This window comes from Curtobacterium sp. UNCCL20 (assembly GCF_900101675.1).
Taxonomy (GTDB): Bacteria; Actinomycetota; Actinomycetes; order Actinomycetales; family Microbacteriaceae; genus Curtobacterium.
Genome location: NZ_FNKG01000002.1, coordinates 557,666 through 581,957, shown reverse-complemented (window position 1 = coordinate 581,957; position 24,292 = coordinate 557,666). Strand labels below are relative to the sequence as shown.

Annotated in this window: 22 protein-coding genes; 9 read left to right on the top strand and 13 right to left on the bottom strand. The window is 70.4% G+C overall.

The window, feature by feature from the left end; genetic code table 11:
- Positions 1-121: 121 nt before the first annotated feature.
- Positions 122-1,996 (bottom strand): ABC transporter ATP-binding protein, encoded by a 1,875-nt coding sequence (locus BLT36_RS12140; protein ID WP_092095846.1) that lies wholly within the window; start codon positions 1,994-1,996, stop codon positions 122-124.
- Between the two features lie 116 nt (positions 1,997-2,112).
- On the opposite strand from BLT36_RS12140, the gene BLT36_RS12135 reads away from it, so the two are divergent.
- Positions 2,113-3,537 (top strand): amino acid permease, encoded by a 1,425-nt coding sequence (locus BLT36_RS12135; RefSeq protein ID WP_092095433.1) that lies wholly within the window; start codon positions 2,113-2,115, stop codon positions 3,535-3,537.
- A 604-nt stretch (positions 3,538-4,141) separates the two neighbouring features.
- Positions 4,142-4,684: a hypothetical protein gene (locus BLT36_RS12130; protein WP_139166452.1), complete on the top strand. Its 543-nt coding sequence runs from the start codon at positions 4,142-4,144 to the stop codon at positions 4,682-4,684.
- A 180-nt stretch (positions 4,685-4,864) separates the two neighbouring features.
- Here the strand turns inward: BLT36_RS12130 and rplL are convergent, their stop codons facing one another.
- From rplL to BLT36_RS12110, 4 genes are all read right to left on the bottom strand, one after another.
- A complete protein-coding gene (rplL, locus tag BLT36_RS12125; protein ID WP_071290685.1) occupies positions 4,865-5,248 on the bottom strand; it encodes a 50S ribosomal protein L7/L12 in 384 nt (127 codons plus the stop codon).
- A 51-nt stretch (positions 5,249-5,299) separates the two neighbouring features.
- Positions 5,300-5,815, bottom strand: a complete 516-nt coding sequence (rplJ, locus tag BLT36_RS12120) for a 50S ribosomal protein L10 (protein WP_017888663.1) — start codon at positions 5,813-5,815, stop codon at positions 5,300-5,302.
- A 279-nt stretch (positions 5,816-6,094) separates the two neighbouring features.
- Complete coding sequence (locus BLT36_RS12115) at positions 6,095-7,642, bottom strand: sensor histidine kinase (RefSeq protein ID WP_092095430.1); 1,548 nt, start codon at positions 7,640-7,642, stop codon at positions 6,095-6,097.
- Positions 7,639-8,373, bottom strand: coding sequence for a response regulator transcription factor (locus BLT36_RS12110; protein ID WP_368086381.1), 735 nt, complete (start codon positions 8,371-8,373; stop codon positions 7,639-7,641). The genes BLT36_RS12115 and BLT36_RS12110 overlap by 4 nt, the downstream gene beginning before the upstream one ends.
- Positions 8,374-8,483: 110 nt before the next feature.
- Between BLT36_RS12110 and BLT36_RS12105 the strand changes: the two genes are divergently transcribed.
- The 5 genes from BLT36_RS12105 to BLT36_RS12085 all read left to right on the top strand — a co-directional run bounded on the left by BLT36_RS12105 (position 8,484) and on the right by BLT36_RS12085 (position 14,180).
- Complete coding sequence (locus BLT36_RS12105; RefSeq protein ID WP_092095427.1) at positions 8,484-9,512, top strand: hypothetical protein; 1,029 nt, start codon at positions 8,484-8,486, stop codon at positions 9,510-9,512.
- The gene (locus BLT36_RS12100; protein WP_092095425.1) at positions 9,506-10,879 is read left to right on the top strand and encodes a PIG-L family deacetylase; all 1,374 of its coding nucleotides are present in this window, start codon (positions 9,506-9,508) and stop codon (positions 10,877-10,879) included. The genes BLT36_RS12105 and BLT36_RS12100 overlap by 7 nt, the downstream gene beginning before the upstream one ends.
- Positions 10,876-11,604 (top strand): glycosyltransferase family 2 protein, encoded by a 729-nt coding sequence (locus BLT36_RS12095; RefSeq protein WP_254787599.1) that lies wholly within the window; start codon positions 10,876-10,878, stop codon positions 11,602-11,604. The genes BLT36_RS12100 and BLT36_RS12095 overlap by 4 nt, the downstream gene beginning before the upstream one ends.
- Before the next feature lie 132 nt (positions 11,605-11,736).
- Positions 11,737-13,266, top strand: a complete 1,530-nt coding sequence (locus BLT36_RS12090) for an ABC transporter permease (protein WP_092095424.1) — start codon at positions 11,737-11,739, stop codon at positions 13,264-13,266.
- 182 nt (positions 13,267-13,448) lie between these two features.
- Positions 13,449-14,180, top strand: a complete 732-nt coding sequence (locus BLT36_RS12085; RefSeq protein WP_254787597.1) for an ABC transporter ATP-binding protein — start codon at positions 13,449-13,451, stop codon at positions 14,178-14,180.
- Positions 14,181-14,280: 100 nt separating this feature from the next.
- On the opposite strand, the gene BLT36_RS12080 is transcribed toward BLT36_RS12085, so the two are convergent.
- The 6 genes from BLT36_RS12080 to BLT36_RS12055 all read right to left on the bottom strand — a co-directional run bounded on the left by BLT36_RS12080 (position 14,281) and on the right by BLT36_RS12055 (position 20,776).
- A complete protein-coding gene (locus tag BLT36_RS12080; protein WP_175529625.1) occupies positions 14,281-15,297 on the bottom strand; it encodes a TolB family protein in 1,017 nt (338 codons plus the stop codon).
- A gap of 146 nt (positions 15,298-15,443) precedes the next feature.
- Entirely contained in the window at positions 15,444-16,283 is an 840-nt protein-coding gene (locus BLT36_RS12075; RefSeq protein ID WP_092095420.1) for a carbohydrate ABC transporter permease, read from the bottom strand.
- On the bottom strand, positions 16,276-17,271 hold the full coding sequence (locus BLT36_RS12070; RefSeq protein ID WP_092095418.1) for a carbohydrate ABC transporter permease: 996 nt from the start codon (positions 17,269-17,271) through the stop codon (positions 16,276-16,278). The genes BLT36_RS12075 and BLT36_RS12070 overlap by 8 nt, the downstream gene beginning before the upstream one ends.
- A 182-nt stretch (positions 17,272-17,453) precedes the next feature.
- On the bottom strand, positions 17,454-18,755 hold the full coding sequence (locus BLT36_RS12065; protein ID WP_092095416.1) for an ABC transporter substrate-binding protein: 1,302 nt from the start codon (positions 18,753-18,755) through the stop codon (positions 17,454-17,456).
- 126 nt (positions 18,756-18,881) lie between these two features.
- Positions 18,882-20,033 (bottom strand): Gfo/Idh/MocA family protein, encoded by a 1,152-nt coding sequence (locus BLT36_RS12060; RefSeq protein WP_092095414.1) that lies wholly within the window; start codon positions 20,031-20,033, stop codon positions 18,882-18,884.
- Positions 20,030-20,776: a sugar phosphate isomerase/epimerase family protein gene (locus tag BLT36_RS12055; RefSeq protein WP_092095412.1), complete on the bottom strand. Its 747-nt coding sequence runs from the start codon at positions 20,774-20,776 to the stop codon at positions 20,030-20,032. Before BLT36_RS12055 ends, BLT36_RS12060 begins: the two co-directional genes overlap by 4 nt.
- 144 nt (positions 20,777-20,920) lie before the next feature.
- Here BLT36_RS12055 and BLT36_RS12050 point away from each other — a divergent pair, with 144 nt between their 5' ends.
- Entirely contained in the window at positions 20,921-22,132 is a 1,212-nt protein-coding gene (locus BLT36_RS12050; RefSeq protein WP_175529624.1) for an ROK family transcriptional regulator, read from the top strand.
- A 163-nt stretch (positions 22,133-22,295) separates the two neighbouring features.
- Positions 22,296-22,895, top strand: coding sequence for a YqaJ viral recombinase family protein (locus BLT36_RS12045; protein WP_254787625.1), 600 nt, complete (start codon positions 22,296-22,298; stop codon positions 22,893-22,895).
- On the opposite strand, the gene BLT36_RS12040 is transcribed toward BLT36_RS12045, so the two are convergent.
- Positions 22,892-23,500, bottom strand: coding sequence for a Pr6Pr family membrane protein (locus tag BLT36_RS12040; protein WP_092095409.1), 609 nt, complete (start codon positions 23,498-23,500; stop codon positions 22,892-22,894). The two genes, BLT36_RS12045 and BLT36_RS12040, sit on opposite strands and share 4 nt — an antisense overlap.
- Before the next feature lie 86 nt (positions 23,501-23,586).
- Positions 23,587-24,276: a 50S ribosomal protein L1 gene (rplA, locus tag BLT36_RS12035; protein WP_070418374.1), complete on the bottom strand. Its 690-nt coding sequence runs from the start codon at positions 24,274-24,276 to the stop codon at positions 23,587-23,589.
- Positions 24,277-24,292 lie beyond the last annotated feature (16 nt).

Here is a 24,292-nt window from a genome sequence, read left to right as displayed (position 1 = left end):
GCGCTGTGCTGCAGGCTCGTGTCGCGCACGGGGCCGGCCGGTGACGGCCTGGAGGCGCGTGGCCGTGTCCGCCACGCGCCTCCAGGCCGCCCCGCTCGGACGCCGGTCGCGCGCTCTCTGGTCAGCTGCCGACGGCGTCGGCGGGCGCGTTCTGCTCCCGGTGGAGCGTCGCGTAGATCCCGCCGTGTTCCAGGAGCTCGTCGTGACTGCCCTGCTCGACGATCCGGCCGTGGTCGAGCACGAAGATGACGTCGGCGTCGCGGATCGTCGAGAGCCGGTGCGCGATCGAGATCGTCGTCCGACCGGCCGCGGCCGTGTCGAGCGCGGTCTGGACCACGCGCTCCGAGATCGAGTCGAGCGCACTCGTCGCTTCGTCGAGGACGAGCACCGGCGGGTCCTTGAGGAGCACGCGCGCGATCGCGATGCGCTGCTTCTCACCGCCGGACAGGCGGTACCCGCGCTCTCCCACGACCGTGTCGTAGCCGTCCGGGAAGGACGCGATCGTCTCGTGGATGTTCGCCGCCCGCGCCGCCCGCTCGAGCTCCTCGTCGGTGGCGTCCGGCTTGGCGTACCGGAGGTTGTCGCCGATCGTGGCGTGGAACAGGTAGGTCTCCTGGCTGACGATGCCGACGTGCGCCATCAGGTCCTCGTGCACGATGTCGCGGACGTCCTGCCCGGCGAACCGGACCGACCCCGAGGTCGCCTCGTACAGTCGCGGCACCAGGTAGGACACCGTCGTCTTGCCGGCACCGGAGGGCCCGACGAACGCCGCGAACTGGCCGGGCTGCAGCTCGAACGACACCCCGCGGAGGGTCGGCTTGTCCGCCTCGCCGTCCGGGTAGGTGAACGTCACGTCGTCGAAGGCCACGTGCCCGACGCGGGACTCGTCGACCGGTCGCGCCGTCGGGGAGTCGGTGATCGCCGGCTTCAGGTCCATGTACTCGAAGATGCGGGCGAACAGGGCCCCGGAGGTCTGCAGGTCGAGCACCACGCGGAGGAGCCCCACCGTCGGGAACAGCAGGCGGGACTGCACCGTGGTGAAGGCCACGATCGTGCCGGCCGTGATCGGGACGTCGCCGATGATCAGGTACGCGGCGACCACGTAGATGATCGCCGGGATGATCGACAGGAAGATCTGCACGATCGCGAAGAACCACTGGCCGGACATCTGCTGCCGCACCTGCAGCCGGATCTGGTTGCGGTTCTCGTTGCCGTAGCGCTGGGTCTCGCTGCGCTGCTGGTTGAAGCTCTTCGCCAGGAGGATCCCCGAGACGCTCAGCGCCTCCTGCGTGATCGCGGTCATGTCGGACAGCGACTCCTGCGTCTGCGCGGCGATCCGGGCGCGGACCTGCCCGACCCGGCGCTGCGCGATCACGAGGAGCGGCAGCAGCACCACCGCGACGAGGGTCATCTGCCAGCTGAGCAGCAGCATCGCGACGATCGCGGCGATGACGGTGACGGTGTTGCCGAGGACCGACGAGATCGTGTTGTTCAGGACGCTCGCGACACCGCCGACGTCGTTCTGCAGGCGCGACTGGATCACACCCGTCTTCGTGCGGGTGAAGAACGCGAGCTCCATCCGCTGCAGGTGCCCGAACAGCCGCATCCGCATCGAGCCCATGACCTTGTTGCCCACCGTCGCGGTGAGGTAGGTCTGCCAGACGCCGACACCCGCGCTGGCGATCCAGAGCCCCACCATCGCGCCGACGAGTTCGTAGAGCACGGGGAGGTCCGGGCGGCCCGACCCGGGGAACAGCCCGAGGTCGAACGCCTTCTGCGTGAGGAGCGGCGGGATGACCGAGATCGCGGCGCCGACCAGGACGAGCGCCACGGTCAGGATGATCGCGTTGCGGTGCGGGACGAACAGCCCGGAGATGCGCTTGAGGAGGTGCGGGACGGTCGGCGCCTCGGCGTTGGCGGCCTTCTGCGCCGCGAAGTCCCCGCTCGAGATCCTGCCGCCACCGCGGCCGCCACCGCCGTGCATCCCGCCGCCCATGCTCATGGTGCAAACCTAACCCCGCGGGGCGACATCGGCTCCCGCGGCCGTATTTGACCCCGTTCAGGGGCCATGCGACCATGTGCCGTCCCCTTCCCCGCACCACTCGAGGTCCCATGACGTCCGCGCCCACCCGCCCAACGTCCCTCCGCACGCAGCTCGCCCGGCGCAAGCCGATCGAGCAGCTGCAGGCCGAGGCCGCGACGGGCGTCGACGGCGCACCGCTCCGCCGGTCCCTCGGGGTGTGGCACCTCACGATGATCAGTGTCGGCGCGACGCTCGGCACCGGCATCCTCGTGGTGCTCGGCACCGCCGTGCCGCTCGCCGGCCCCGCCGTGTGGATCTCGTTCGTGGTCGCCGGCGTCGCCGCGCTGCTCTCGGCCCTGTCGTACGCCGAGATGGCCGGAGCGGTCCCGACCTCGGGATCGAGCTACTCGTACACCTACGCCACGATGGGCGAGGGCATCGCCTGGGTGTGCGGGTGGTGTCTCGTGCTCGAGTACGCCGTCTCCGTGGCCGCCGTCGCGGTCGGGGCGAGCGAGTACGTCGACGAGACGCTCCGGGTGTTCGGGCTGCACCTGCCCGCCGCGCTGTCCGCTCCTCCCGGCGACGGCGGTGTGGTGAACCTGCCCGCTGCCGTCCTGGTGCTCCTCGCCACCGCGATCCTGCTGCCCGGCGCCCGCGAGAGCGCCTGGGTCAACACGGTCATGGTCATCGTCAAGATCGCCCTGCTCGTGTTCTTCGTCGTCGTGGCGTTCTCGGCGTTCCAGGCGCAGAACTTCGAGCCGCTCGCCCCGATGGGCGCCGCCGGGGTCACCGCCGCGGCGTCCCGCCTGTTCTTCTCGTACATCGGGTTCGACGCCGCCTCGACCGCGGGCGAAGAAGCGAAGAACCCCCGTCGCGACCTGCCCCGCGCCATCATCGGGTCGATCGCGCTCATCACGACGCTCTACATCCTCGTCGCGATCGCCGCGATCGGGGCCCGCTCGTGGACGTCGTTCTCGTCGTCGGAGGCCTCGCTCGTCCGCATCGTCGTCGACGTCACCGGGCAGCCGCTCGTCGCCCTCGTGTTCTCGATCGGCGCCGTGGTCGCCATCGCCAGTGTCGTGCTCACCGTGCTCTACGGGCAGACACGCATCCTGCTGACGATGGCGCGGGACGGGCTGGTGCCGAAGGTGTTCGGCCGGGTCTCGCGGCGGACCGGCACCCCGGTCGCGAACACCCTCATCATCGGGCTCGTCGTGACCGTCGTCGCCGCACTCGTCCCCCTCGGTGAACTCGCGGACGCGACGAGCATCGGCACGCTCGTGGCGTTCGCCCTGGTGAACGTGTCCGTCATCATCCTCCGACGCACCCGGCCCGAGCTCGAGCGGTCCTACCGCGTGCCGCTGTTCCCCGTCGTCCCGATCCTCGGCGCGCTCTGCTGCGTGCTGCTCGCGGTGTTCCTCGGCGTCGGCACCTGGATCGCCTTCGGCATCTGGATGGTCGCCGGCGCCGCGCTCTACCTGGCCTACGGCCGCCGTCACAGCACGCTGCGCTGACGCGCGCGCCGCCCGCCGCGCCCGCGCCGCCCGCCGCCCGCCGCCCGCAGGGCCGAGTCTCGGCCTGAGCGACAGTTCTCGCGCCACGGAGCCCGAGGATCGTCGCTCAGCCCGAGTCTCGGGGCGGACGGGTGAGACTCGTCCACAGCCCTGGAGGCACGGCACACCATCCACAGCTCGCCAGCCTTCGACCACGAGTCTGGTTCATGACCGAGATCCTGCGGGCATGACGACTCGCCACGTACACCTGCTCAGAGCCACGGAACACGATCGGGCAGGAGCGCGGTCCCTCCAACGACGGCACCGTTCCGGTCTGCTCGTGAAGGTGACCGACGGGGTCTTCGTCGATGCCGCAGCGTGGCGCGACCTCGGACCGGCTGAACGACACCTGCTCGTGGCGAGAGCGGTCGCTCCTCGCGTCCGACCCACTGCGGCGTTCTCCCACCGCACCGCTGCCTTGGCGTACGGATGGCCGGTCATCGCGACTCCCCCAGCCCGCGCGCACGTCACCGACGGCGCGACCTTCCGGACCGAACACCGAGCGAACCTCGTCAGACACGCCGGGGCTCCGGAGACGGGCGCTCAGCCGAACACGTTCGCAGGGGTGCCCCTCACCTCGGTCCGACGCACCGCAGTCGACCTCGCCACCACACTCGAACCGGCGCAGGCCGCGGTCGCCGTGGACCATGCGGTGCGGACAGGCACCCTGACGGTGGACGAGTTCATCGCCGCGTTGCCCGAAGGCCCGCGACGAGGTTCGGTCCGGAGCCGGACCGTCGCCGATGCCCTCGATCCCCTCCACGAATCGGTCGGAGAGTCGTACACCTCGATCCGGATGGTCGAACTCGGACTCCCACGTCCGACCGCACAGCACCGGTTCCGCCACGACGACGGGCAGCTGGACCGAGTCGACTTCTGGTTCGAGAGCCTCGGGGTGGTCGTCGAGTTCGACGGGAAGCAGAAGTACACCGACCCGCAGATGCTCGGCGACCGCTCGGCAGGGGATGCCGTCTGGCACGAAAAGCTCCGCGAGGACCGGCTGCGATCCCTGCCCGAGGTCCGCACGGTCGTCCGACCGACCTGGTGGCACCTCGTGGACCCCGACCGACTGAGCGCACTGTTCCGCCAGCACCGAGTCGCGTTGTGAACGATGCGGCCGATCGAGACTCGGGCTGAGCGACATCTCGTGGGCCTCAAGCCGCGAGAAGTGTCGCTCAGCGCGAGACTCGGCCCGGCGACGCTCGGCGAGCCGCCCGGCGCGCCCCGCACGCGACGAAGGCCGCCACCCCCGAGGGGGCAGCGGCCTTCGTGACCGGAACGGTCGAGACTACGCGAGCTCGATCGTGGCGCCGGCGGCCTCGAGGGCCTCCTTCGCCTTGTCGGCCGTCTCCTTGTTGACACCCTCGAGGATCTTGGCGTCGGCGGTCTCGACGAGCGCCTTGGCCTCACCGAGGCCGAGCGACGTCAGGCCACGGACCTCCTTGATGACCTGGATCTTCTTGTCACCGGCCGACTTGAGCACGACGTCGAACTCGGTCTTCTCCTCGACCTCCTCGGCGGGGGCAGCAGCGCCACCGACCGCAGCAGCGGCGACGGGGGCGGCAGCGGTGACCTCGAAGACCTCTTCGAACTTCTTCACGAAGTCCGAGAGCTCGATGAGCGTGAGCTCCTTGAAGGCCTCGATGAGCTCGTCCTGCGAAAGCTTCGCCATGATTTTCTCCTACTACTAGCTAGTACGTGTGGTTGATGAACGCGAGCCTGATCAGGCCGCGGACTCCTGCTTCTCGCGGAGGGCGTCCACCGTGCGGACGGCCTGCGAGAGGGGTGCCTGGAACAGGTACGCAGCACCGAACAGCGAGGCCTTGAGGGCGCCGGCGAGCTTGCCGAGCAGCACTTCACGGGACTCGAGGTCGGCGAGCTTGTCCACCTCGGTCGCGGTGAGCGGGTTACCGTCGAAGTAACCGCCCTTCACCACGAGCTCGGGGTTCGCCTTGGCGAATGCACGCAGCGACTTCGCGACGGCGACGGTGTCACCGTGGACGAAGGCGAGAGCGGACGGACCGGCGAGCTCGTCGTCGAACGACGAGATACCGGCGTTGTTCGCCGCGATCTTGGTCAGCGTGTTCTTCACCACGGCGTACGTGGCGTGCTCACGGATCGAGTTGCGGAGCTCCTTGAGCTGCGCGACCGTGAGACCGCGGTACTCGGTGAGCAGAACGGCGTTCGAGCTACGGAAGGACTCCGTGAGCTCGGCGACCGCAGCTTCCTTGTTCGCCATGGTTCTCCTTGGGGGTCTTGCCGGCAGCCCCAGGTCCACGAACGAGAAAAGCTCCGGCGCAGAGGCTCGGAGCTGCTTCCACCAGGAGGCGGGAGTGGTTCGGAACACCTGCGCGGGATGCCTCACGAGTGAGGACCTTCGGTCACGATGTTCACAAACACGTTGCGAGCAACACGACATCCGGCGGTCTTTGGCTTCGAGAACTGTACCAGACGCGGTGGACGGGACCAAACAGCGGACTGGAGGCGCGTGGCGGGCCCGCCACGCGCCTCCAGTCCGTCAGTCGCGCGGCGCCGGGACCGTCGGTGTCTCCGACCAGTCCTCCGCAGCCGCGGGAGCGGCCGCAGCAGCAGCCGCCGCAGGAGCGGCGGCGGACGCGACAGCCGGCTGCTCGCCGGGCAGGTGCACGGTGAACACGGTGTCCCCCGGCTCGCTCGTGACCTCGACGGACCCGCCGTGCGCCTGCACGACCGCGTCGACGATCGCGAGCCCGAGCCCCGTCGACCCCGCGGTGCGGGAACGCGAGCTGTCCGCACGGGCGAACCGCTCGAACAGCTTCGGCAGGAACTCCGGGTCGATCCCCTGCCCGGTGTCGCGCACGGTGAGGTCCACGCCGGACCCCGACGCCGACGGAGCGATCCCGACGGTGATCCTCGTGCCGTCCGGGGTGTGCGTGCGGGCGTTCGTGACGAGGTTGACGATGACCTGGTGCAGGCGTGCCGCATCCCCGGGGACCACGACGGGTGAGGAGGGGACGTCCACCTCGATCGGGTGGTCGGGCGAGGCCGCGTGCGCGTCGTTCACCGCGTCGAGCACGAGTCCGGTGAGGTCGACGTCGTCGAACTGGATCTCGCGGCCCTCGTCGAGACGGGCGAGGAGCAGCAGGTCCTCGACCATCGACGTCATCCGGATCGACTCCGACTCGATGCGGCTCATCGCGTAGACGACGTCCTTCGGTAGGTCGCCGCCCATCCGGCGGGTGAGCTCGGCGTACCCGCGGACCGAGGCGAGCGGCGTGCGGAGCTCGTGGGAGGCGTCGGCGACGAACTGGCGCACCTTCTGCTCCGACCTCTCACGGGCCTGCATCGCGCTGGCGATGTGCCCGAGCATGCGGTTGAAGGCGCTGCCGACGCGACCGACCTCGGTGCGGGGGTCGGTGTCCGGCACGCGGACGTCCTGCAGCGCATCGCTCCGCTCGAGGGGCATCCGGGCGACGGTCGACGCGGTCTCGGCGACGCGTTCGAGCGGGCGCAGGGACCGGCGGACGACGCCGGCGGCGACCACGGACGCGGCGACGAGGGCGGCCCCGACGACGATGATCACGACCCAGAGCAGCGACCAGACGCTCTCGTAGACGGGCAACATCGGCAGGCCGACGACGAGCACGGCGTTGCCGAGCACCGGGTTGTCGACCTGGACGGCGGCGACGCGGTACTTCCCGAGCGTCCCGCCGAGGTTCATCGTGGCGGGGTCGACGCCGACCTTGACGTCGCCGAGGCGCTTCAGCTGTGCGGCGGTGAGCTGTGCGCGTGACCCGTCCTCCTGCAGGACGAACCCGCCCGCACCGCCCGACACGTAGTAGGTCGTGAGGGTGCCGGCCGCCTGCCCGAGCGGCTGGAGCCAGTCGTCGGCGGGACGCTGCCCGTTGGGTGATCCCTGCCCTTCGCCGAACTTCGTGCTGGCGCGGTCCGTCGCCTTCTGCAGCTGCCCGTCGATCGATGCCGTCTGGATGGACGCGAGCGCGATGATGCTGCCCGCGCCGATCACCGCGCTGACGGCGACGACGAGGGCGACGATGCTCAGGACGAGCCGGCGCCGGAGGGTCACGAGGTGGGCTTGATGACGTACCCGACGCCGCGCACCGTGTGGATCATCGGGGTCTCACCGGCGTCGATCTTCTTGCGCAGGTAGGAGATGTAGATCTCGACGACGGAGGACTTGCCGCCGAAGTCGTACGACCACACGCGGTCGAGGATCTGCGCCTTCGACAACACGCGACGGGGGTTGCGCATCAGGAAGCGCAGCAGCTCGAACTCGGTCGCGGTCAGCTCGATGGGCCGACCCGCCCGGGACACCTCGTACGACTCCTCGTCGAGCACGAGGTCCCCGACGACGATGCGCGAGTCGCCGGCCTCGGAGATCGAGATCTGCGAGCGGCGGATGAGGCCGCGGAGCCGGGCCACGACCTCCTCGAGGGAGAAGGGCTTCGTGACGTAGTCGTCACCGCCGGCGGTGAGGCCGGTGACGCGGTCCTCGACGGAGTCCTTCGCGGTGAGGAACAGCACCGGGGTGTCGTCGTTGTTCTGGCGGAGGCGGCTGAGCACCTGCAGCCCGTCGAGGTCCGGCATCATCACGTCGAGCACCATCGCGTCCGGCTTCCACTCGCGTGCCGTCGTCAGGGCGTCCTGGCCGCCGTTCGCGCTCTTGACGTCCCAGCCCTCGTAGCGGAGCGCCATGGACAGGAGGTCGGTGAGGCTGGCCTCGTCGTCGACGACGAGGATGCGCAACGGGGTTCCGTCGGCACGGGTGAGGCGCGGGGCTGCTGCAGGCTGGGAGATGGTCACGTCTTCGAGTATCGAGAGATTCCTATGAGCCGTCTGTGGAGCGGCCCATGGCGGTCTGTGGATGATCGGCACCAAGATGGTGACGCGTCAGTACCGTCCGGATCATGTTGCGTTCTGCAGGGTGGCCGACGAGTGCGTGGACGGTGGACGTCGCCGCGGTGACGGCGATGGCCGGGAGGCACGGCTCCGCCCCGGCGGACCGGCTCGCGTTCGCGCGGGCGGTCGCCTCCACCACCCCGCCCCTGTCCGCGGGCACGGCCGGCGGGTCCTTCGCGACACTCGCCGCGGTGGCCGCGGCGGACGTCGCGCTCGCCCGCACCGTCGAGCCACACCTCGACGCGCTCGGGATCCTCGCGCAGGCGGGCGTGGCGGTGCCGGAGGGGTCGACCTGGGGTGTGTTCGCGGCGGAGGGGCCCGGGCTGCGGCTGGTGGGGTCGGCCTCCGGTGACGGCATCGTCCTCGACGGGACGAAGCCGTGGTGCTCGCTCGCGTCGACGCTCTCGCACGCGCTCGTCACCGCACACGTCGGCGACGACCGGCAGCTGTTCGCGGTGGACCTCCGCCAGACCGGCGTCACGGTGCACGACGAGGCATGGGTGTCCCGCGGGATGCCGGACGTGCCGAGTGGCCCCGTCGACTTCGCCGCCGTCCTGGTCGAACCGGTCGGCGGCCCCGGCTGGTACCTCCGCCGCCCGGGCTTCGCGTGGGGCGGCATCGGCGTCGCCGCGTGCTGGTGGGGTGGCGCCGTCGGGCTCGCTCGGGTCCTGCGATCGCTGGCTGCCGAGCACCCGGACTCCGAGCTGCTGCAGGCCGCACTCGGTGCCACGGTCACCGACCTCGCCGACGCGGAGGACGCCCTCGCCGATGCCGCGGCACGGATCGACGACCCGGCCGACGACGACGTGGACTGGTCCCTGCTCGCCCAGGTCGTGCGCTCCCGCGTCCGCCGTGCCGTCGACGCCGTGCGGGAGCGGGTGGTCCGGACGATCGGGCCCGCCCCACTGACCTCGGACCCGGCGGTCGCCGCGCGGGTCGCCGACCTCGAGCTGTACGTGCTGCAGGACCACGGCGAGCGGGACCTCGCGCGCATCGGCCGGAAGGTCCTCGCCGACGACGGAGGTGTCGCATGGTGAGCTTCGACCACCGCGAACCGGGCACCGACCCCGCCGCGTGGACGACGTTCCTCGAGTCGGTCGCCGCTGTGCCGCTGTCCCTCGAGGGCGTCGGTTCGGTCGTGGTGGTCGCGCCGCACCCCGACGACGAGACGCTCGGCGCAGGCGGGCTCATCGCCGCTGCGGCGGACGTCGGTATCCCCGTGCACGTGGTGCTCGTCACCCGCGGCGAGGGGTCCCACCCGGACTCGCCGACGACCTCGCCGGAGGCCCTCCGGTCGATCCGCGAGGACGAGTTCCGGCGGGCGCTCCGCGTCCTCGACCCCTCGGCGAGCGCCACGGTCCTCGACGTGCCGGACGGCGGGATCCGCGAGCAGCCCGACGTCCTCCGAACCGCCCTCGCCGAACGCCTCGCCGGCGCTGCTCGCCCGACGCTCGTGGTCGCACCGTGGCGCGGGGACGGGCACCGTGACCACCGCATCGCGGGCGAGGTCGCCGAGGAGGTGGTCGCCGGGAGTCCCGCAGCCCGGCTCGTCGCGTACCCGATCTGGGCCTGGCACTGGGACGCTCCGGACGCGCCCGCGGCGCCGTGGGAGGCCGCCGTGGCGCTGCCGCTGTCCCCGGAGCAGCTCGACCGGAAGCGGCGTGCACTGGACGCGTACGGCTCGCAGACCCGCCCCCTCTCGACGGCGGCCGGGGACGAGGCGATCGTCGACGACCGGCACGCCGCGCACCACCTCCGCCCCACCGAGTGGTTCTTCGAGGTCGCACCGACCGAGGACGGCACCGCGACGTCCCGTTCCCGCGAGTCCTTCGACGCGCACTACGCCCGGAAGCCCGAGGGGTGGGACTTCGAGGGCTCGTGGTACGAGCGCCGGAAGCGTGCCGTCACGGTCGCCGCGCTGCCTCGTGAGCGGTACCGGTCCGCCCTCGAGCTCGGGTGCGCCACCGGGGTGCTCACGGCAGCGCTCACCGAGCGGGCGGACGCGGTGCTCGGCACCGACATCTCCGCCGCACCGCTGGAGCGCGCTCGGCTCCGCGCACCCGCGGCCCGCTTCGTGCAGGCCGCGCTGCCGTCGGAGTGGCCGGACGGTCGGTGGGACCTCGTGGTGATGTCCGAGGTCGGGTACTACCTCTCTCCCGCGGACCTCGACGCCACGATCGACCGGGTGCTCGCGACCCTCGACGACGACGGCGTGCTGGTGTCCTGCCACTGGCGGCACCCCGACGACGAGGCGGTGTCGGACGGCGACACCGTCGACGCCCGGCTCACCGCCCTCTGGCCGCGCCCGGCCGTCGTCCGGCACGTCGAGGAGGACTTCGTGCTGAGCGTGTTCCCCGGCGCCGCTGTCGTCTCGGTCGCCGCGGCCGAGGGATTGACGCCGTGACGCTGCCGATCCGCGTCGACGTGGTCGTCCCCGCGCACGACGAGGAGGACGGCATCGCCGGCTGCGTCGACGCCCTCGCCGCAGCCGTCCGAACGCTGCGCCGGGCCCACCCGGAGGTCGCCGTGTCCGTCACCGTGGTCCTCGACGGCTGCACCGACGACACCGCGACGGTGCTCCGGCAGACGGTGTGCGACGACCCGGTCTGGAACACGGTACCGATTGACGTGGTGGCGACCGAGCACCTCGGCGTCGGACGCGCGAGAGCCGCGGGGACGACGCGCGCGCTCGCCTCCGGGCCGCGGGTCCGGGACCGGTGGCTCGCCCACACCGACGCCGACTCCCGGGTCGACCCGGGGTGGCTCGTGCAGCAGGCCGAAGCGCACGCGGCCGGTGCCCACGTCCTCGTCGGCGCGGTGGTGCCGGACCCGGACGACCTCGACCCGGTGGTGCTCGCGCGGTGGACGCACGCGCACCCGCCGGGCTCGACGCTCGGCCACGTGCACGGCGCCAACCTCGGGCTGCGCGGCGACGTGTCCCTCGCGCTCGGCGGGTTCGACCCGGTGCCCGAGCACGAGGACGTCCGCCTCGTCGAGCGCGCCCGGGCGCTCGGGTTCGCCGTGCAGGCGACGACCGAGCTCCCGGTGGTGACGAGCGGTCGGTTCGACGGCCGGACGCCCGGGGGCTACGCGGCACACCTCCGCCGGACGTACGGCGACGCCAGCTGAGGAACGGTCGCTTAGGCATCTCATAGGAGCGGGCAGTGCTCGGCACAACCGCGCTGCCTAGGTTCTCCCCGTCGGCCCCGCCGTGCGCTCTGCACGGCCGGTGACCCCAGCCGGCCACCACCGAGGAGACCCATGTTCCTGACCTACCTCAGGCGCGAACTCACGAACCGCAAGAAGCAGACCGTCATCATCGCGATCGGCATGGCGCTCGCCATCGCCCTCGTGGTCATCGTGTCGTCGATCGCAGGTGGCGTGAAGGCCGCGCAGGCGAGCGTCCTGCAGTCCGTGTACGGCGTCGGCACCGACATCACCGTGACGAAGACCGAGACGCCGAGCTCCTCGGCGACGGGCCGGCCGAGCTTCGACTTCGGCGGCCAGAGCGGGTCCGGCAGCAGCGGGTCGACCGACCTGTCGCAGTCCCGCCTCGCCGTGTCCCGCGGCGCGAGCACGCTGAGCGCCGCGGATGTCACGACCGTCACCGGCACGAGCGGGGTCAAGGCCGCCACGGGCGTCCTGACGCTCGAGAACACGACCTTCTCGGGCCAGGTGCAGTCCGGCAGCAGCTCGACGAGCAGCAGCAGCAGCGACAGCACGTCCACGCAGCCGGGCCCACCGAGCGGAGGAACGGAGGGCGGCGGCGGCTTCGGAGGCGGCTCGTTCAACGTCGACTCGTTCACCGTCGCGGGGATCCCCGTCACCGGGGACACCGTCGGCCCACTGACGAGCACCGAGATCACGAAGGGGCGCACCTTCACCTCAGCCGACGCCTCGAAGGACGTCGTCGTGCTCGACGCCGCCTACGCGAAGAGCGAGTCGAAGGCCGTCGGCGACACCCTGTCGATCGGTGGCAAGGACTTCGAGGTCATCGGCATCGTCTCGTCGACCGGTTCGTCGTCGACCACCGGCTCGAACACGTACATCCCGCTCGACACCGCCCAGTCGCTGGCGGACCTCGCCGGCAAGGTCACCACCATCTACGTCTCCGCCGACTCCTCGTCCGACGTCAGCACGATCAAGTCGTCGCTCCAGCAGCAGCTCACCAGCGCGACCGTCTCCACCGAGTCCGACCTCGCCTCCAGCGTCTCGGGATCGCTGAGCACCGCGTCGAGCCTCGTCTCGAACCTCGGCACGTGGCTGTCGATCGTCGTGCTCATCGCCGCGTTCCTCATCGCCATCCTCTTCACGATCTCGGGTGTCACCCGGCGCACCCGCGAGTTCGGCACCCTGAAGGCCATCGGCTGGTCGAACGGCCGCATCACCCGGCAGGTCGCCGGCGAATCCCTCGTGCAGGGCATCATCGGCGGCGTCATCGGTGCTGCCGCAGGCCTGATCGGCATCCTCGTGGTGAACGTCATCGCCCCGACCATCTCGGCGAGCGCCACGAGCAGCACGAACCGTGGCTTCGGCGGCGGCGTGCCCGGCGGCGCGGCGACCGCGGCAGCCGGCAGCGGCACGACCGGCGGCGCTCCCGCGGGCGGGTTCGGCGGCGGCGGTGCGAGCACCGCGTCGACGACCGACGTCGTCCTGCACGCCCCGGTGACCGTCGAGGTGATCCTGCTGGCGATCGGCCTCGCGATCCTCGGCGGACTCATCGCCGGTGCCCTCGGTGGCTGGCGTGCTTCGCGCCTCCGCCCGGCCGAGGCACTCCGGAGCGTGGCGTGATGACCGGCCCGAGCACCGGCACGACGCCCGTCGTCGGACCGACCGACGCGTCCACCGCCGCACCGTCACCGACGGCCGCCGCCCCCTCCGCACCCGCACCCGCACCCGCACCCGCACCCGTGAACGCTTCCGCACCCGTGAACGCATCCGCACCCGTGAACGCACCGACGACAGGAACCACCGTGACCAGCACCGAGACCGCACCGTCTTCGGCGGACGCGAGCCGCGCCTCCAGTCCGATCTACCGTCTGCAGAACGTGAGCAAGACGTACAAACAGAAGAACCGGACCGTCACCGCCCTGACGAACGTCGACCTGACGATCCCGCAGGGGCAGCTCGTGGCGATCCAGGGGCCGACCGGCGGCGGGAAGTCGACGCTGCTGCAGATGCTCGGCGCACTCGACCGGCCGAGCGTCGGGTCGATCCACCTCGGCGAGCGCGACGTCGCGAAGCTCGGCGACCGGGCACTGACCGACCTGCGAGCGACCGAGATCGGGTTCGTGTTCCAGAGCTTCAACCTCATCCCGACCCTGACGGCGCTCGAGAACGTCGAGACCGCGTTCGCCGGGTCGCTGGCGAACCGCTCGCGTGCCGACATCCGCTCCCGGGCCACCGCTGCCCTGCAGGAGGTCGGGCTCGGGGAACGCCTCGACCACCTCCCCGCCGAGTTGTCCGGCGGCCAGCAGCAGCGCGTGGCGATCGCCCGGGCGCTCGTGAAGAACCCGAGCGTGCTGCTCGCGGACGAGCCGACCGGCGCGCTCGACGAGGGCACCCGCGACGAGATCATGGGGCTCATCGAGAAGCAGTGGAAGGAGCGCGGGCTGACCGTGGTCATCGTCACGCACGACTCGTGGGTGGCGAAGCGTGCGGAGCGACGGCTGCACCTCAAGCAGGGGCAGGTGCGGGAGCTGTAGACGCGGCGTCGGCGGCAGCTGCTGTTGCTACTGCGGCTGCTGCTGCCGCTGCCGCGCTGCTGCTGCTGCCGCTGCCGCGCTGCTGCTGCGCTGCTGCGCGCTACCGAGCGACCGGGTAGTCGCAGTACGCGAACCAGGTCGAGTCGGGGGCCCACGGGGGCACGTTCACCGTCCCCTGCCCGCCGTCGAGCGCCACGAGGGTCTCCGGTGCGACGGCGATCCGAGCGCCGCGGACGAGGGACCCGGGCAGCAGCCGGAGTTCCACGCGGTGGTCGGCCGGGTGCCCCTGCACGCCGGGCTCGTACGACAGGTAGAGCAGGTGCGAACCGTCCGGCGACAGGTGCGGGAACCAGTTCACCCGGTCGTCGTTCGTGATCCGTACCGGGTCGTCGTGCCCCGGCCAGAGCGTCGCGAGCTGTGCGGTCCCGGGCGTGAAGCGCTCGGTGTTCCAGAGCAGCATCCCGCCCTCGGGGGTGATCGTGCAGCCGTCGTCGGGGTGCTCGTCGCGGGTGAGGAACGTCGTCTCCCCCGTCGTCGGGTCGACGAGGGCGACGTCGGTCGTCCAGACGCCGTCCTCGGAGAGCTCCCCCACGATCGCGGCGAGCGAGGACCCGTCCGGCGCGATGCCGTGCAGGTAGTACTTCCGTTTGACGGGCAGCACCGCGGTCGCGTCGGTGAGCTGCTCGGCCGCACCGCCGGCGGGGAGGGGGACGCGGTAGAGCTCGCCGTTCCGGGCGCTCACCACGATCGACGTGCCGGAGGGGTCGAGCACGTGGTCGTTGTTGATCTCGTCGACGCCCTCCATCGGCACCCGGACGAGGTCGGTCTCGTCGAGGACGGCGGCGGGGGCGGAGGCGCCGCCCGCGGCGGAGGCGGAGGCACCGCCCGCGGCGGGGGCGGGGCCGCCGCCCGCGTCCGGCCCGGCAGCGGGAAGCCGCAGCAGCCAGAGGTCGCCGTCGCCGTTCAGCACGAGCGTCTCGTCGTCGAGGACGTTGGGCGCCTCGACGAGCAGCGTGCTCGACTCGAACACGAGCCGGCTGGTGCGGGCCGCGACGTCGTACACGTGCACGCGGCTGGTCTGGCCGGGCAGGAGCTGGCGGCCTCGGGGTTCGCTCATCGTTCCATCCTGTCGTCCGGGTGGTCGTCGTGCGCGTGGAGGGGTGGGGGCAGCAAAACACCGGTGCTCGTGCACCACACCGCGGGATGCGGGGGTTCGGCGCACGAACACCGGTGTTTTGCGAAGGCGGGTGCGGAGAGACCCGCCTACTTCACCGCACCGGCGGTCAGGCCGGCCACGAACTGGCGCTGCACGATGAGGAACGCGATCACCACGGGGATCGAGACCACGAGCGACGCCGCCATGATCTGGTTCCAGTAGACGTTCGTCTGCGTGGAGTACTGCTGCAGACCGACCGCGAGCGTCTGCCCGTTGCCGTTCGTCATCACCGAGGCGAAGAGGACCTCACCCCAGGCCGTCATGAACGAGTAGATCCCGACGGCGACGAGGCCCGGGCGGGCCGAGGGCAGGATGACCCGGAACAGGGCACCCATCGGGCCGGACCCGTCCACCATCGCGGCCTCGTCGAGCTCCCGGGGGATGGTCTCGAAGTAGCCCGCGAGCATCCAGATCGAGAACGGGAGCGTGAACGTCAGGTACGTGATGATCAGGCCGGTCCAGCTGCCGACGAGCTGGATGCCGAGGCTGTTCCCAAGGTTCGTGAAGATGAGGAACAGCGGGAGCAGGAACAGCACGCCGGGGAACATCTGGGTGGAGAGCACGGCGGTGGTGAAGGTGCTCTTGCCCTTGAAGTTCCAGCGCGAGACACCGTAGGCGGCGAACGTCGCGATGATCAGCGAGAACACCGTCGCGACCGTGCAGACCACGAGCGAGTTGATGAAGTACTGCCCCAGCGGGACGGTCGTCCACATGTCGATGAACGGCTGGAAGGTGATGTTCGTCGGGATCCACGTGAAGTTGTTCTGCACGTCGCCGAGCGGCTTGATCGCCGTGGTGATCATCACGTAGAGCGGGACGACCGTGAACAGCGTCAGGACGACCAGGGTGATGATCTTGAAGGACTTGGCGCCAGTTGTCTCACGCACGGACGGACCTCCGGTTGGTCACGGCGAGGTAGATGCCGGTGACGATGAGCAGGAAGATGAGGAGCAGGACGCTCATCGCGGCACCCGAGCCGAAGTTCCAGGTGATGAACGACGCGTTGTAGATGTGGAAGCTCAGCAGGTCCGCGGCCGGTGGCTGCGCGGTCGAGCCGAACAGCACGAACGGCGTGTTGAAGTCGTTGAACGTCCACAGGAACATCACGAGCACGAGCGTCACGTTGACCGGGCGGACCATCGGCAGCGTGATCGAGCGCCACTGGCGGAACGGCTTCGCACCGTCGACCGAAGCGGCCTCGTACACGTCGTTCGGGACGGACTGCAGACCGGCCATCAGCATGAGGAAGGCGAAGGGCCAGGTCTTCCAGATCGCGACCACGACCACCGCGACGAAGGCGTTGTTGCCGATCAGCCAGAACGGGGCGTTCCCGCCGAACAGGTGCAACTGGTCGACCAGCAGGTGGTTCAGCGCTCCGGAGTCACGCTGGAACATGAACTTCCAGGTGATCACACCGGCGTACATCGGCAGCGCGTAGGGCACGAGGAACAGGGTGCGGAAGAGCCCGCGTCCGGCGAACGGCTTCTGCAGCGCGACCGCTGCGGCCATGCCGAAGGTCCAGGAGAGCCCGACCACGAGCACCGTGAAGGCGCAGGTGATGAGGAACGAGTTGAGGACGCCCTTGCCGATCGCCTGGTTGAAGTCGACGACCACCGAGTAGTTGTGCAGGCCGGCGAACGGCGCGGCACCCCAGTTGGCGATGAAGTACTTGGTGAGCTGGATGAACGAGATCCAGATGCCGGTGAGCATCGGCACGATGTGGATGAGCAGCTCGAACAGGATGGCCGGCGCGACGAGCGCGTAGGGCAGCCAGTGGGTCTTGCGCTTGCGGCCTGGCGGACGGCCCGACGTGGTCGGGGCCTTCGTGTGGCTCAGGTCGATGCGCTCCGAGTCGGGCAGGACCGTCGTGGACATGGGCGGGGCCTTTCGGCAAGAGGAGAGAGCAGGTGCGGTGTGCGCGGGGCCGTGGCAGCGGCCTGGAGGCACGGGGTGCGTGGGGCGTGAGCCTCACGGCCGACGGGTGGTCGGCACTGGAACCGAGGGGGCGGAGGCCCGAGGCGCGTCCGTGGGACGCGACCCCGGGCCTCCAGGGTGGATCAACCGGCGGCCTGGGACACCTGGTCCTGGGCGGTCTGGAGCGCCGACTTGATGTCGGAGTCCGAGATGGTCGAACCGGTCGCGATCTTGGCGAACATGTCGTTCATCGCCTTGCCGACCGTGGACTCGAACTGGTCCTCGGCGGGCACCAGCGGGAGCGGCTTCGCCTTGTTGTTGTAGATGTCGAGGAACGTCTTCGTCTGCTCGTCGGTGACCGAGTCAGCAGCGGCGGCGAGCACCGGCAGGGCCGAGTACGGCTTGTCGAGCGTCGTCTGCGTGTCCATGCTCGTCATGTACTTGACGAACTTGAGCGCGCCGTCCTTGTTCTTCGTGTTCTTGAAGATCGACAGGTTGATGCCGGCCGGGAAGCTCGCGATGTCCTTCGCGCCGGTCGGGGCGGGCAGTGCGACCACGCCGTACTCGTCCGACTTCATCCCGAGGGAGTCGATCGTCGCGTTGGCGTTGTTCTGGTTGAGGATGAACGCGGCCTTCTTGTTCGCGAAGTCCGTCACCGACTGCGTCGCGTTGTCGTACTGCGCGTTCGACGGGTTCGCGACCTTGGAGACCTGCATCAGGTCGAGGTAGCGCTTGATGCCGTCGACGTTCGCCTTCGACGTGAACGTGGGCTTGCCGCTCTTGTCGAACCACTCGCCACCGTTCTGCGCCGAGTTGATGAACGCGAAGTGCGAGTTCTCGGTGTACGAACCGCCCGCGAGGCTGAACCCGTAGGTGCTGCCGGTCGTCAGCTTCTTGGCGTCCGCGACCAGGTCCTCCCACGTGGTGGGCGGGGTGATCCCGGCGTCCGAGAGCATCTTCTTGTTGTAGTACAGGCCGTAGGCGAGGCCGTAGAGCGGGACGCTCGTGACGGTCTTGCCGGGCGCGCCACCGGTGGAGAGTGCGACCTTGCCGAACTTGTCGGAGCCGCCGATCGCCTTCATCTCCGAGGAGCCGAACTCCTGGAAGGCACCGGTGGCCTGGAGCGAGGTCGCCCAGGTGTTGCCGATGTTGACGACGTCCGGGCCCTGGCCCGAGGTGACGGCGGTCTGGATCTTGTTCTGCAGGTCGTTCCAGCCGATGACCTGGAGGTTGACCTTGATCCCGGTCTCCTTGGTGAACTTCTTGAGGACGGGGGTGAGCACCTCCTTGTCGTTCTGGAGCGAGGTGCCCTGGTTGGACGCCCAGTAGGTGAGCGTCTTGGAGTCTCCGCCGGAGCCGGAGGACCCGGAGGAGCAGGCTGCGAGGCCGGTCACGGTGAGTGCCGCGGCCGCGGTGATGGCCAGTGCGCGGATGGCAGTGCGCATGACTCTCTACTTTCTCGTCGTTGAGATGGTGCAGGGGATGGAACTGTCGGGTGCTGCTGTGGTGGTGCTGGTGCAGTGCTGGTGCGGTGTCCGCTCCCGGTCGTCACCGACCGGGAGCGCCGTCCGTCAGGACAGGGTCGACGCCGCGGGGTCCCAACCCTCGGGGAGGGTCGGGGAGGGTGCGACGGTGCTCTCGACGAGCACTGCCTCACCACGTTCGGCTGCCTCGGCGATGGAGACCATCACGTCGAGGACGTGGAAGGCGAGGGCACCGGGGACCCGGTTCTCCTCACCGGCGCGGAGGGCACGGGCGAGGTCGACCACGCCCGTTCCGCGCGAGTACGTGGACCCCACGGCGGGGATCGTCTCGGGCTCCTCGGCGCCGAGCGCGTAGAGCTCGGTGTCGCCGTCGAAGTTGTTCGGGTCCGGGAACACGACGGTGCCGGTCTCACCCGCGATCTCGACGAAGCCGGTGCGGCCACGGTCGGACTCGAACGAGAAGACGCTCTGCGCGCTGCCGCCGTTCTCGAACTCGATGAGGGCCGAGTGGTTCGTCGGGACCTCGACGGGGAACTCGGTGCCCGCCTTCGGGCCGGAGCCGATCGTGCGCGTGGCACGGGACTTCGACGCGGTGGCGGTGACCTTCTTCACCGGGCCGAACGTCTGCACGAGGGTGGTGATGTAGTACGGGCCGATGTCGAACAGGGGGCCGGCGCCGTACGCGAAGAGGAACTCGGGGCTCGGGTGCCACGACTCCGGGCCGGGGCTCTGGAAGAGCGTCAGGCCGTTCAGGGGCTTGCCGATGCGGCCGTCGCGGATCGTGCGGAGGGCCGTCTGGAGGCCGGCGCCAAGGAACGTGTCCGGGGCGACGCTGACCGTCTTGCCGGCGGCGGCCGCGGCGTCGCGGAGCTGCGCGGCGCTGTCGCGGTCGAGGGCGTAGGGCTTCTCGCCCCAGACGTGCTTGCCGGCGGCGAGGGCCTGCAGGGCGACCTCGACGTGGGCGGCCGGGATGGTGAGGTTCACGACGATCTCGATGTCGTCGTCCGCCAGCAGCTCCTCGACGGTGCCGGACCCGGCGACGCCCCACTTCTCGGCCTGCGCGGCGGCGCGCGGCAGGTCGATGTCCGCGATGAAGCGGACGGTGACGTCGGGGAAGACGGTGAGGTTCGAGAGGTACTGGTCCGAGATGACCCCGGCGCCGATGACGCCGACGCCGACCGGGCCGGTGCGCTTGGTGTCGTCGGCGGTGGCCTGGGTGGTGGTCGTGGTGTCGGTCATGCGCGGGCCCCCTCGAGGAACGTGTAGGAGTCGGCGACGGCCTGGAAGACGTCACCCTCGTGGTCGTCGAGCTCGACGACGTGCAGTGCGTCGGGCGCGGCGGCGATGATCTCGCGGATCGGCATGATGCCGTTGCCGACCGCGACCTGCTTCTTGTCGTCGTGCGAGCCGTCGCCGTCCTTGACGTGCAGGAACTGGACCTTGTCGCCGTACTTGCCGATGATCGCCACCGGGTCGTCACCGCCGACCGTCACCCAGTAGGTGTCGAGCTCGAGCACGACGTCGTCGGACAGTGCGTCGGCGAAGACCTCGTACGCGCTGACGCCGTCGATGCGGTTCGAGAACTCGAACGCGTGGTTGTGGTAGCCGAGGGTCAGGCCGTGGTCGGCCGCACGCGGGGCGAGTGCGCTGAGTTCCCGGGCGATCGCCTCGACGTCCTCGCGCGTGGTCCAGCGGGCCTCGTCGATGTGCGGGTCGATCAGCGTGCCCATGCCGATGGTGGCGCTGGCGTGGAAGATGCGCTCGAGGTCCTGCTCGCCGGCGTCCAGCAGACGGGCGTGTCCGCTCGGGCTCTGCAGCCCGGCGTCCTTGAGCGCGGCGGCCAGCTCGTCGGCACGGTCGACGAAGCCGAAGGCCTCGACGTTCGTGTAGCCGATGCCGGCGATGCGCTGCAGCGTGCCGAGCAGATCGGCATCGAGTGCGTCACGGACCGTGTAGAGCTGGACGGAAAGCGGTTGGGTCACCAGGGGGTCTCCTCGTCGAGATGGTGGGGTCTTCTCTGACCGAGCGCCACACTACGAGGACTTTTGTCGGCGGTCAAGCAGAAGTTCGTGGAAAGTCGACGGACTTCATTGCGTGCCGCGTTCGATGTGTGCTTCACTCCCCCCATGGTCGACTTGACTCGGACGGCAGCGTCGCCGCCGGTCGGGACGAGCGAGCTCTTCCAGATCCTCCGCGACGGCGTGCCGCGGACCCGGGCCGAGCTCGCCGCACTGACAGGACTCGCACGCTCGACGATCGGCGTGCGCCTCGATGCCCTCATCGAGGTCGGACTCGTCGGACCGGTGGACACCGCAGCCTCCACCGGTGGGCGCCCGCCTGCCCAGGTGGCGCTGATCCCCCGCTCGAGGCTCGTGATCGCCGCCGACCTCGGCGCCTCGCACGGCCGCGTCGCGGTGACTGACCTCGTCGCCGCGCCCCTCGCTACCCGCGAGGCCAGCATCGACATCGCCGCCGGCCCGGTCCCCACGCTGACCTGGCTCGTCGAGACCATCGACGGGCTGCTCGACGAGGTCGGCCGCTCCCGCGACGACGTCATCGCGATCGGCATCGGCGTCCCCGGTCCGGTCGAGTTCTCCACCGGTCGCCCGGCGAACCCGCCGATCATGCCCGGCTGGGACGGCTTCGACGTGCCCGGCTGGCTGCGCGCACACATCGCCGCGCACGTCCTGCTCGACAACGACGTGAACATCGCGGCCCTCGGCGAACGGGAGCACGGCTGGCCGGACGTCGACCACCTGCTCTTCGTCAAGGTCGCCACCGGCATCGGCTCCGGCATCGTCTCGGACGGCGAGCTGCAGCGCGGCGCCCAGGGCACCGCGGGCGACATCGGGCACGTCCGGGTGTCCCGCGCCGGGGACGTGCCGTGCCACTGCGGGAACACCGGGTGCCTCGAGGCCGTCGCCTCCGGCCCCGCGATCGCCCGGGGGCTCCGGGCGAAGGGGCACGACGTGCACACCAGCGCCGACGTGATCGACCTCGTCAACCGCTCCGATCTCGACGCGATCTACGCCGTGCGGCAGGCCGGCCGGGACATCGGCGAGGTCCTCGCCACCTGTGTCTCGCTCATGAACCCGTCGGTGATCGCGCTCGGCGGCTCGATCACGCAGGCCGGGGAGCACCTCCTCGCCGGCGTCCGCGAGGTCGTCTACTCCCGCTCGATGCCGCTCGCCACCGAGCACCTCGTCATCGCGCAGTCCCGCGCCGGCTCCGTCGCAGCACTGCAGGGCGCCGCGGCGCTCGCGATCGGGTACGCCCTCTCCCCCGCCGGGGTCGACGAGCTCGTCGCGTACGCCGAGGGTCGGCAGCTGGTCTCCTGACGCGGATCGGGTGCGGCCCGGCGGCCGCTCCCCGGTGCGTCGGTTTCCCGACGTCGGTGCGCGGGGGGACAATCGTCTGGTGACGATCGTGCAGCCCACCCTGTGGGGCGACCTGGATCCCGGCCTGGAGGCGCACCCCGCCCCCGGCGCGCGGGCAGCGGTCGTGCACGACTCGTTCACCGCCCTCCGTGGCCACACCGAGCGGATCGTCGCGCACGCGTCGGACCGGGTCGCCTGGCTCCGCGCCCGCGCGGCCGGCATCACGGCGACCGACGTCGCCCGGCTCGCGTCGCTCCGCGCCGTCGACGCCGTCGTGATGGACAAGCGCTACGGCTCGCGGTTCTCCGGCAACTCGTTCACCGAGCACGGCAAGGAACGCGAACCGGTCATCGCCGCGTGGGTCGCCGCGACGCACGGCATCCAGCCGTCCGCACACCTGTTCCACGCCGCGTCGAACCGGGCGCACCTCGCCACCCCGGACGGCGTCGGCGTCGACGGGTCCTCCCGCGTGGTCCTCGCCGAGATCAAGACCACCGGCAAGGCGTGGAAGAGCATCCCGCGGCACTACCTCCGGCAGGTCTGGTGGCAGCAGTACGTCCTCGGTGCCGACCGCACCCTGTTCGTCTGGGAGCGCCACGACGCGTTCGTGCCGGTCGCCGACGAGCCCGAGTGCCGGTGGGTGGACCGCGACGACGACCAGATCCGCGGCCTCATCCAGCTCGCCGACCTCGTGCTCGACCGGCTCCGCGACTTCCGGTCCTAGACCTTCACGATCCGTAGGCGGCTCATCCCCACGACGAGCACGCCCATGAGCGCGATGAAGACCGCGACCCCGAGGCAGTACAGCGCGACGACGCCGTACCCGAGGTCGGGATCGAGGAACGGGTACGGCACCCACCCGTCGGTCGCACCGCGGATGAGGATGACCACGAGCCAGACGGCCGGGTAGAGCAGGAACCACCAGATGTGCCGGAAGAGCAGCCGTGCCCGGTCCGAGAACAGCAGCCAGTCGAGGACGGCGTACACCGGCATGATCTTGTGCAGGACGTCGTTCGACCACTGCACGGAGGTCTGCACGTCGACGCTCACGAGGAGCGTGTTGTAGACGATGCCCGTCGTGGCGATGTACACCGTCGATGCACCGCGGAACACACTCAGCCCGACGGCCCCGCGCTTCCGCTGCACCGACGCCACCAGCGTCGCGGCGAGCGCCAGCGCGATCATGATGTTCGACTGGATCGTGAAGTACCCGAAGAAGTTCCAGAACAGGTAGCTGTCGAGCTTCGAGCTGACGAGCCACTGGGCGAGGATCGCCGCGACCACCGCGATCACGGCGATCAGGCGGAGCGAGTTCACGATGATGCGCACGGAGCCACGCTATCGGGACATCGTGCCCGGCACGCGAAAGGACCCGCACCGAAACCGGTGCGGGTCCTTTCGGACTGATCAGGGGATCAGATGCTGTTGACGTCCAGCGGGATGCCGGGGCCGAAGGTCGTCGAGACGGCGCCCTTCATGATGTAGCGGCCCTTCGAGGCGCTCGGCTTGAGGCGGTTGATCTCCTCGAGCGCGGTCGAGATGTTCTCGTCGAGCTGCTCCGGCGTGAACGAGGCCTTGCCGACGACGAAGTGCACGTTGGCGTGCTTGTCGACGCGGAACTCGATCTTGCCGCCCTTGATGTCGTTGACGGCCTGCGCCACGTTCGGGGTCACGGTGCCGGTCTTCGGGTTCGGCATGAGGCCACGCGGGCCGAGCACCTTGCCGAGACGACCGACCTTGCCCATGAGCTCCGGCGTCGCGACGGCGGAGTCGAAGGCGGTGTAGCCCTCGGCGACCTTCGCGATGAGCTCGTCGCCACCGACCTCGTCGGCACCGGCGGCGATGGCGGCCTCAGCCGCAGCGCCGACGGCGAAGACGATGACGCGGGCGGTCTTGCCCGTGCCGTGCGGCAGGATGACCGTGCCGCGGACCATCTGGTCCGCCTTGCGCGGGTCGACACCGAGCTTGAGGGCGACCTCGACGGTGGAGTCGGTCTTGGTGGAACCGGTCTCCTTCGCGAGGGCGACTGCCTCGGTGGGGGTGTAGAACTTGTCGGCCTCGATCTTCGCGGCCGCGGCCTGGTAGGCCTTGGACTTCTTCGCCATGGTGATCTCCTTGGGA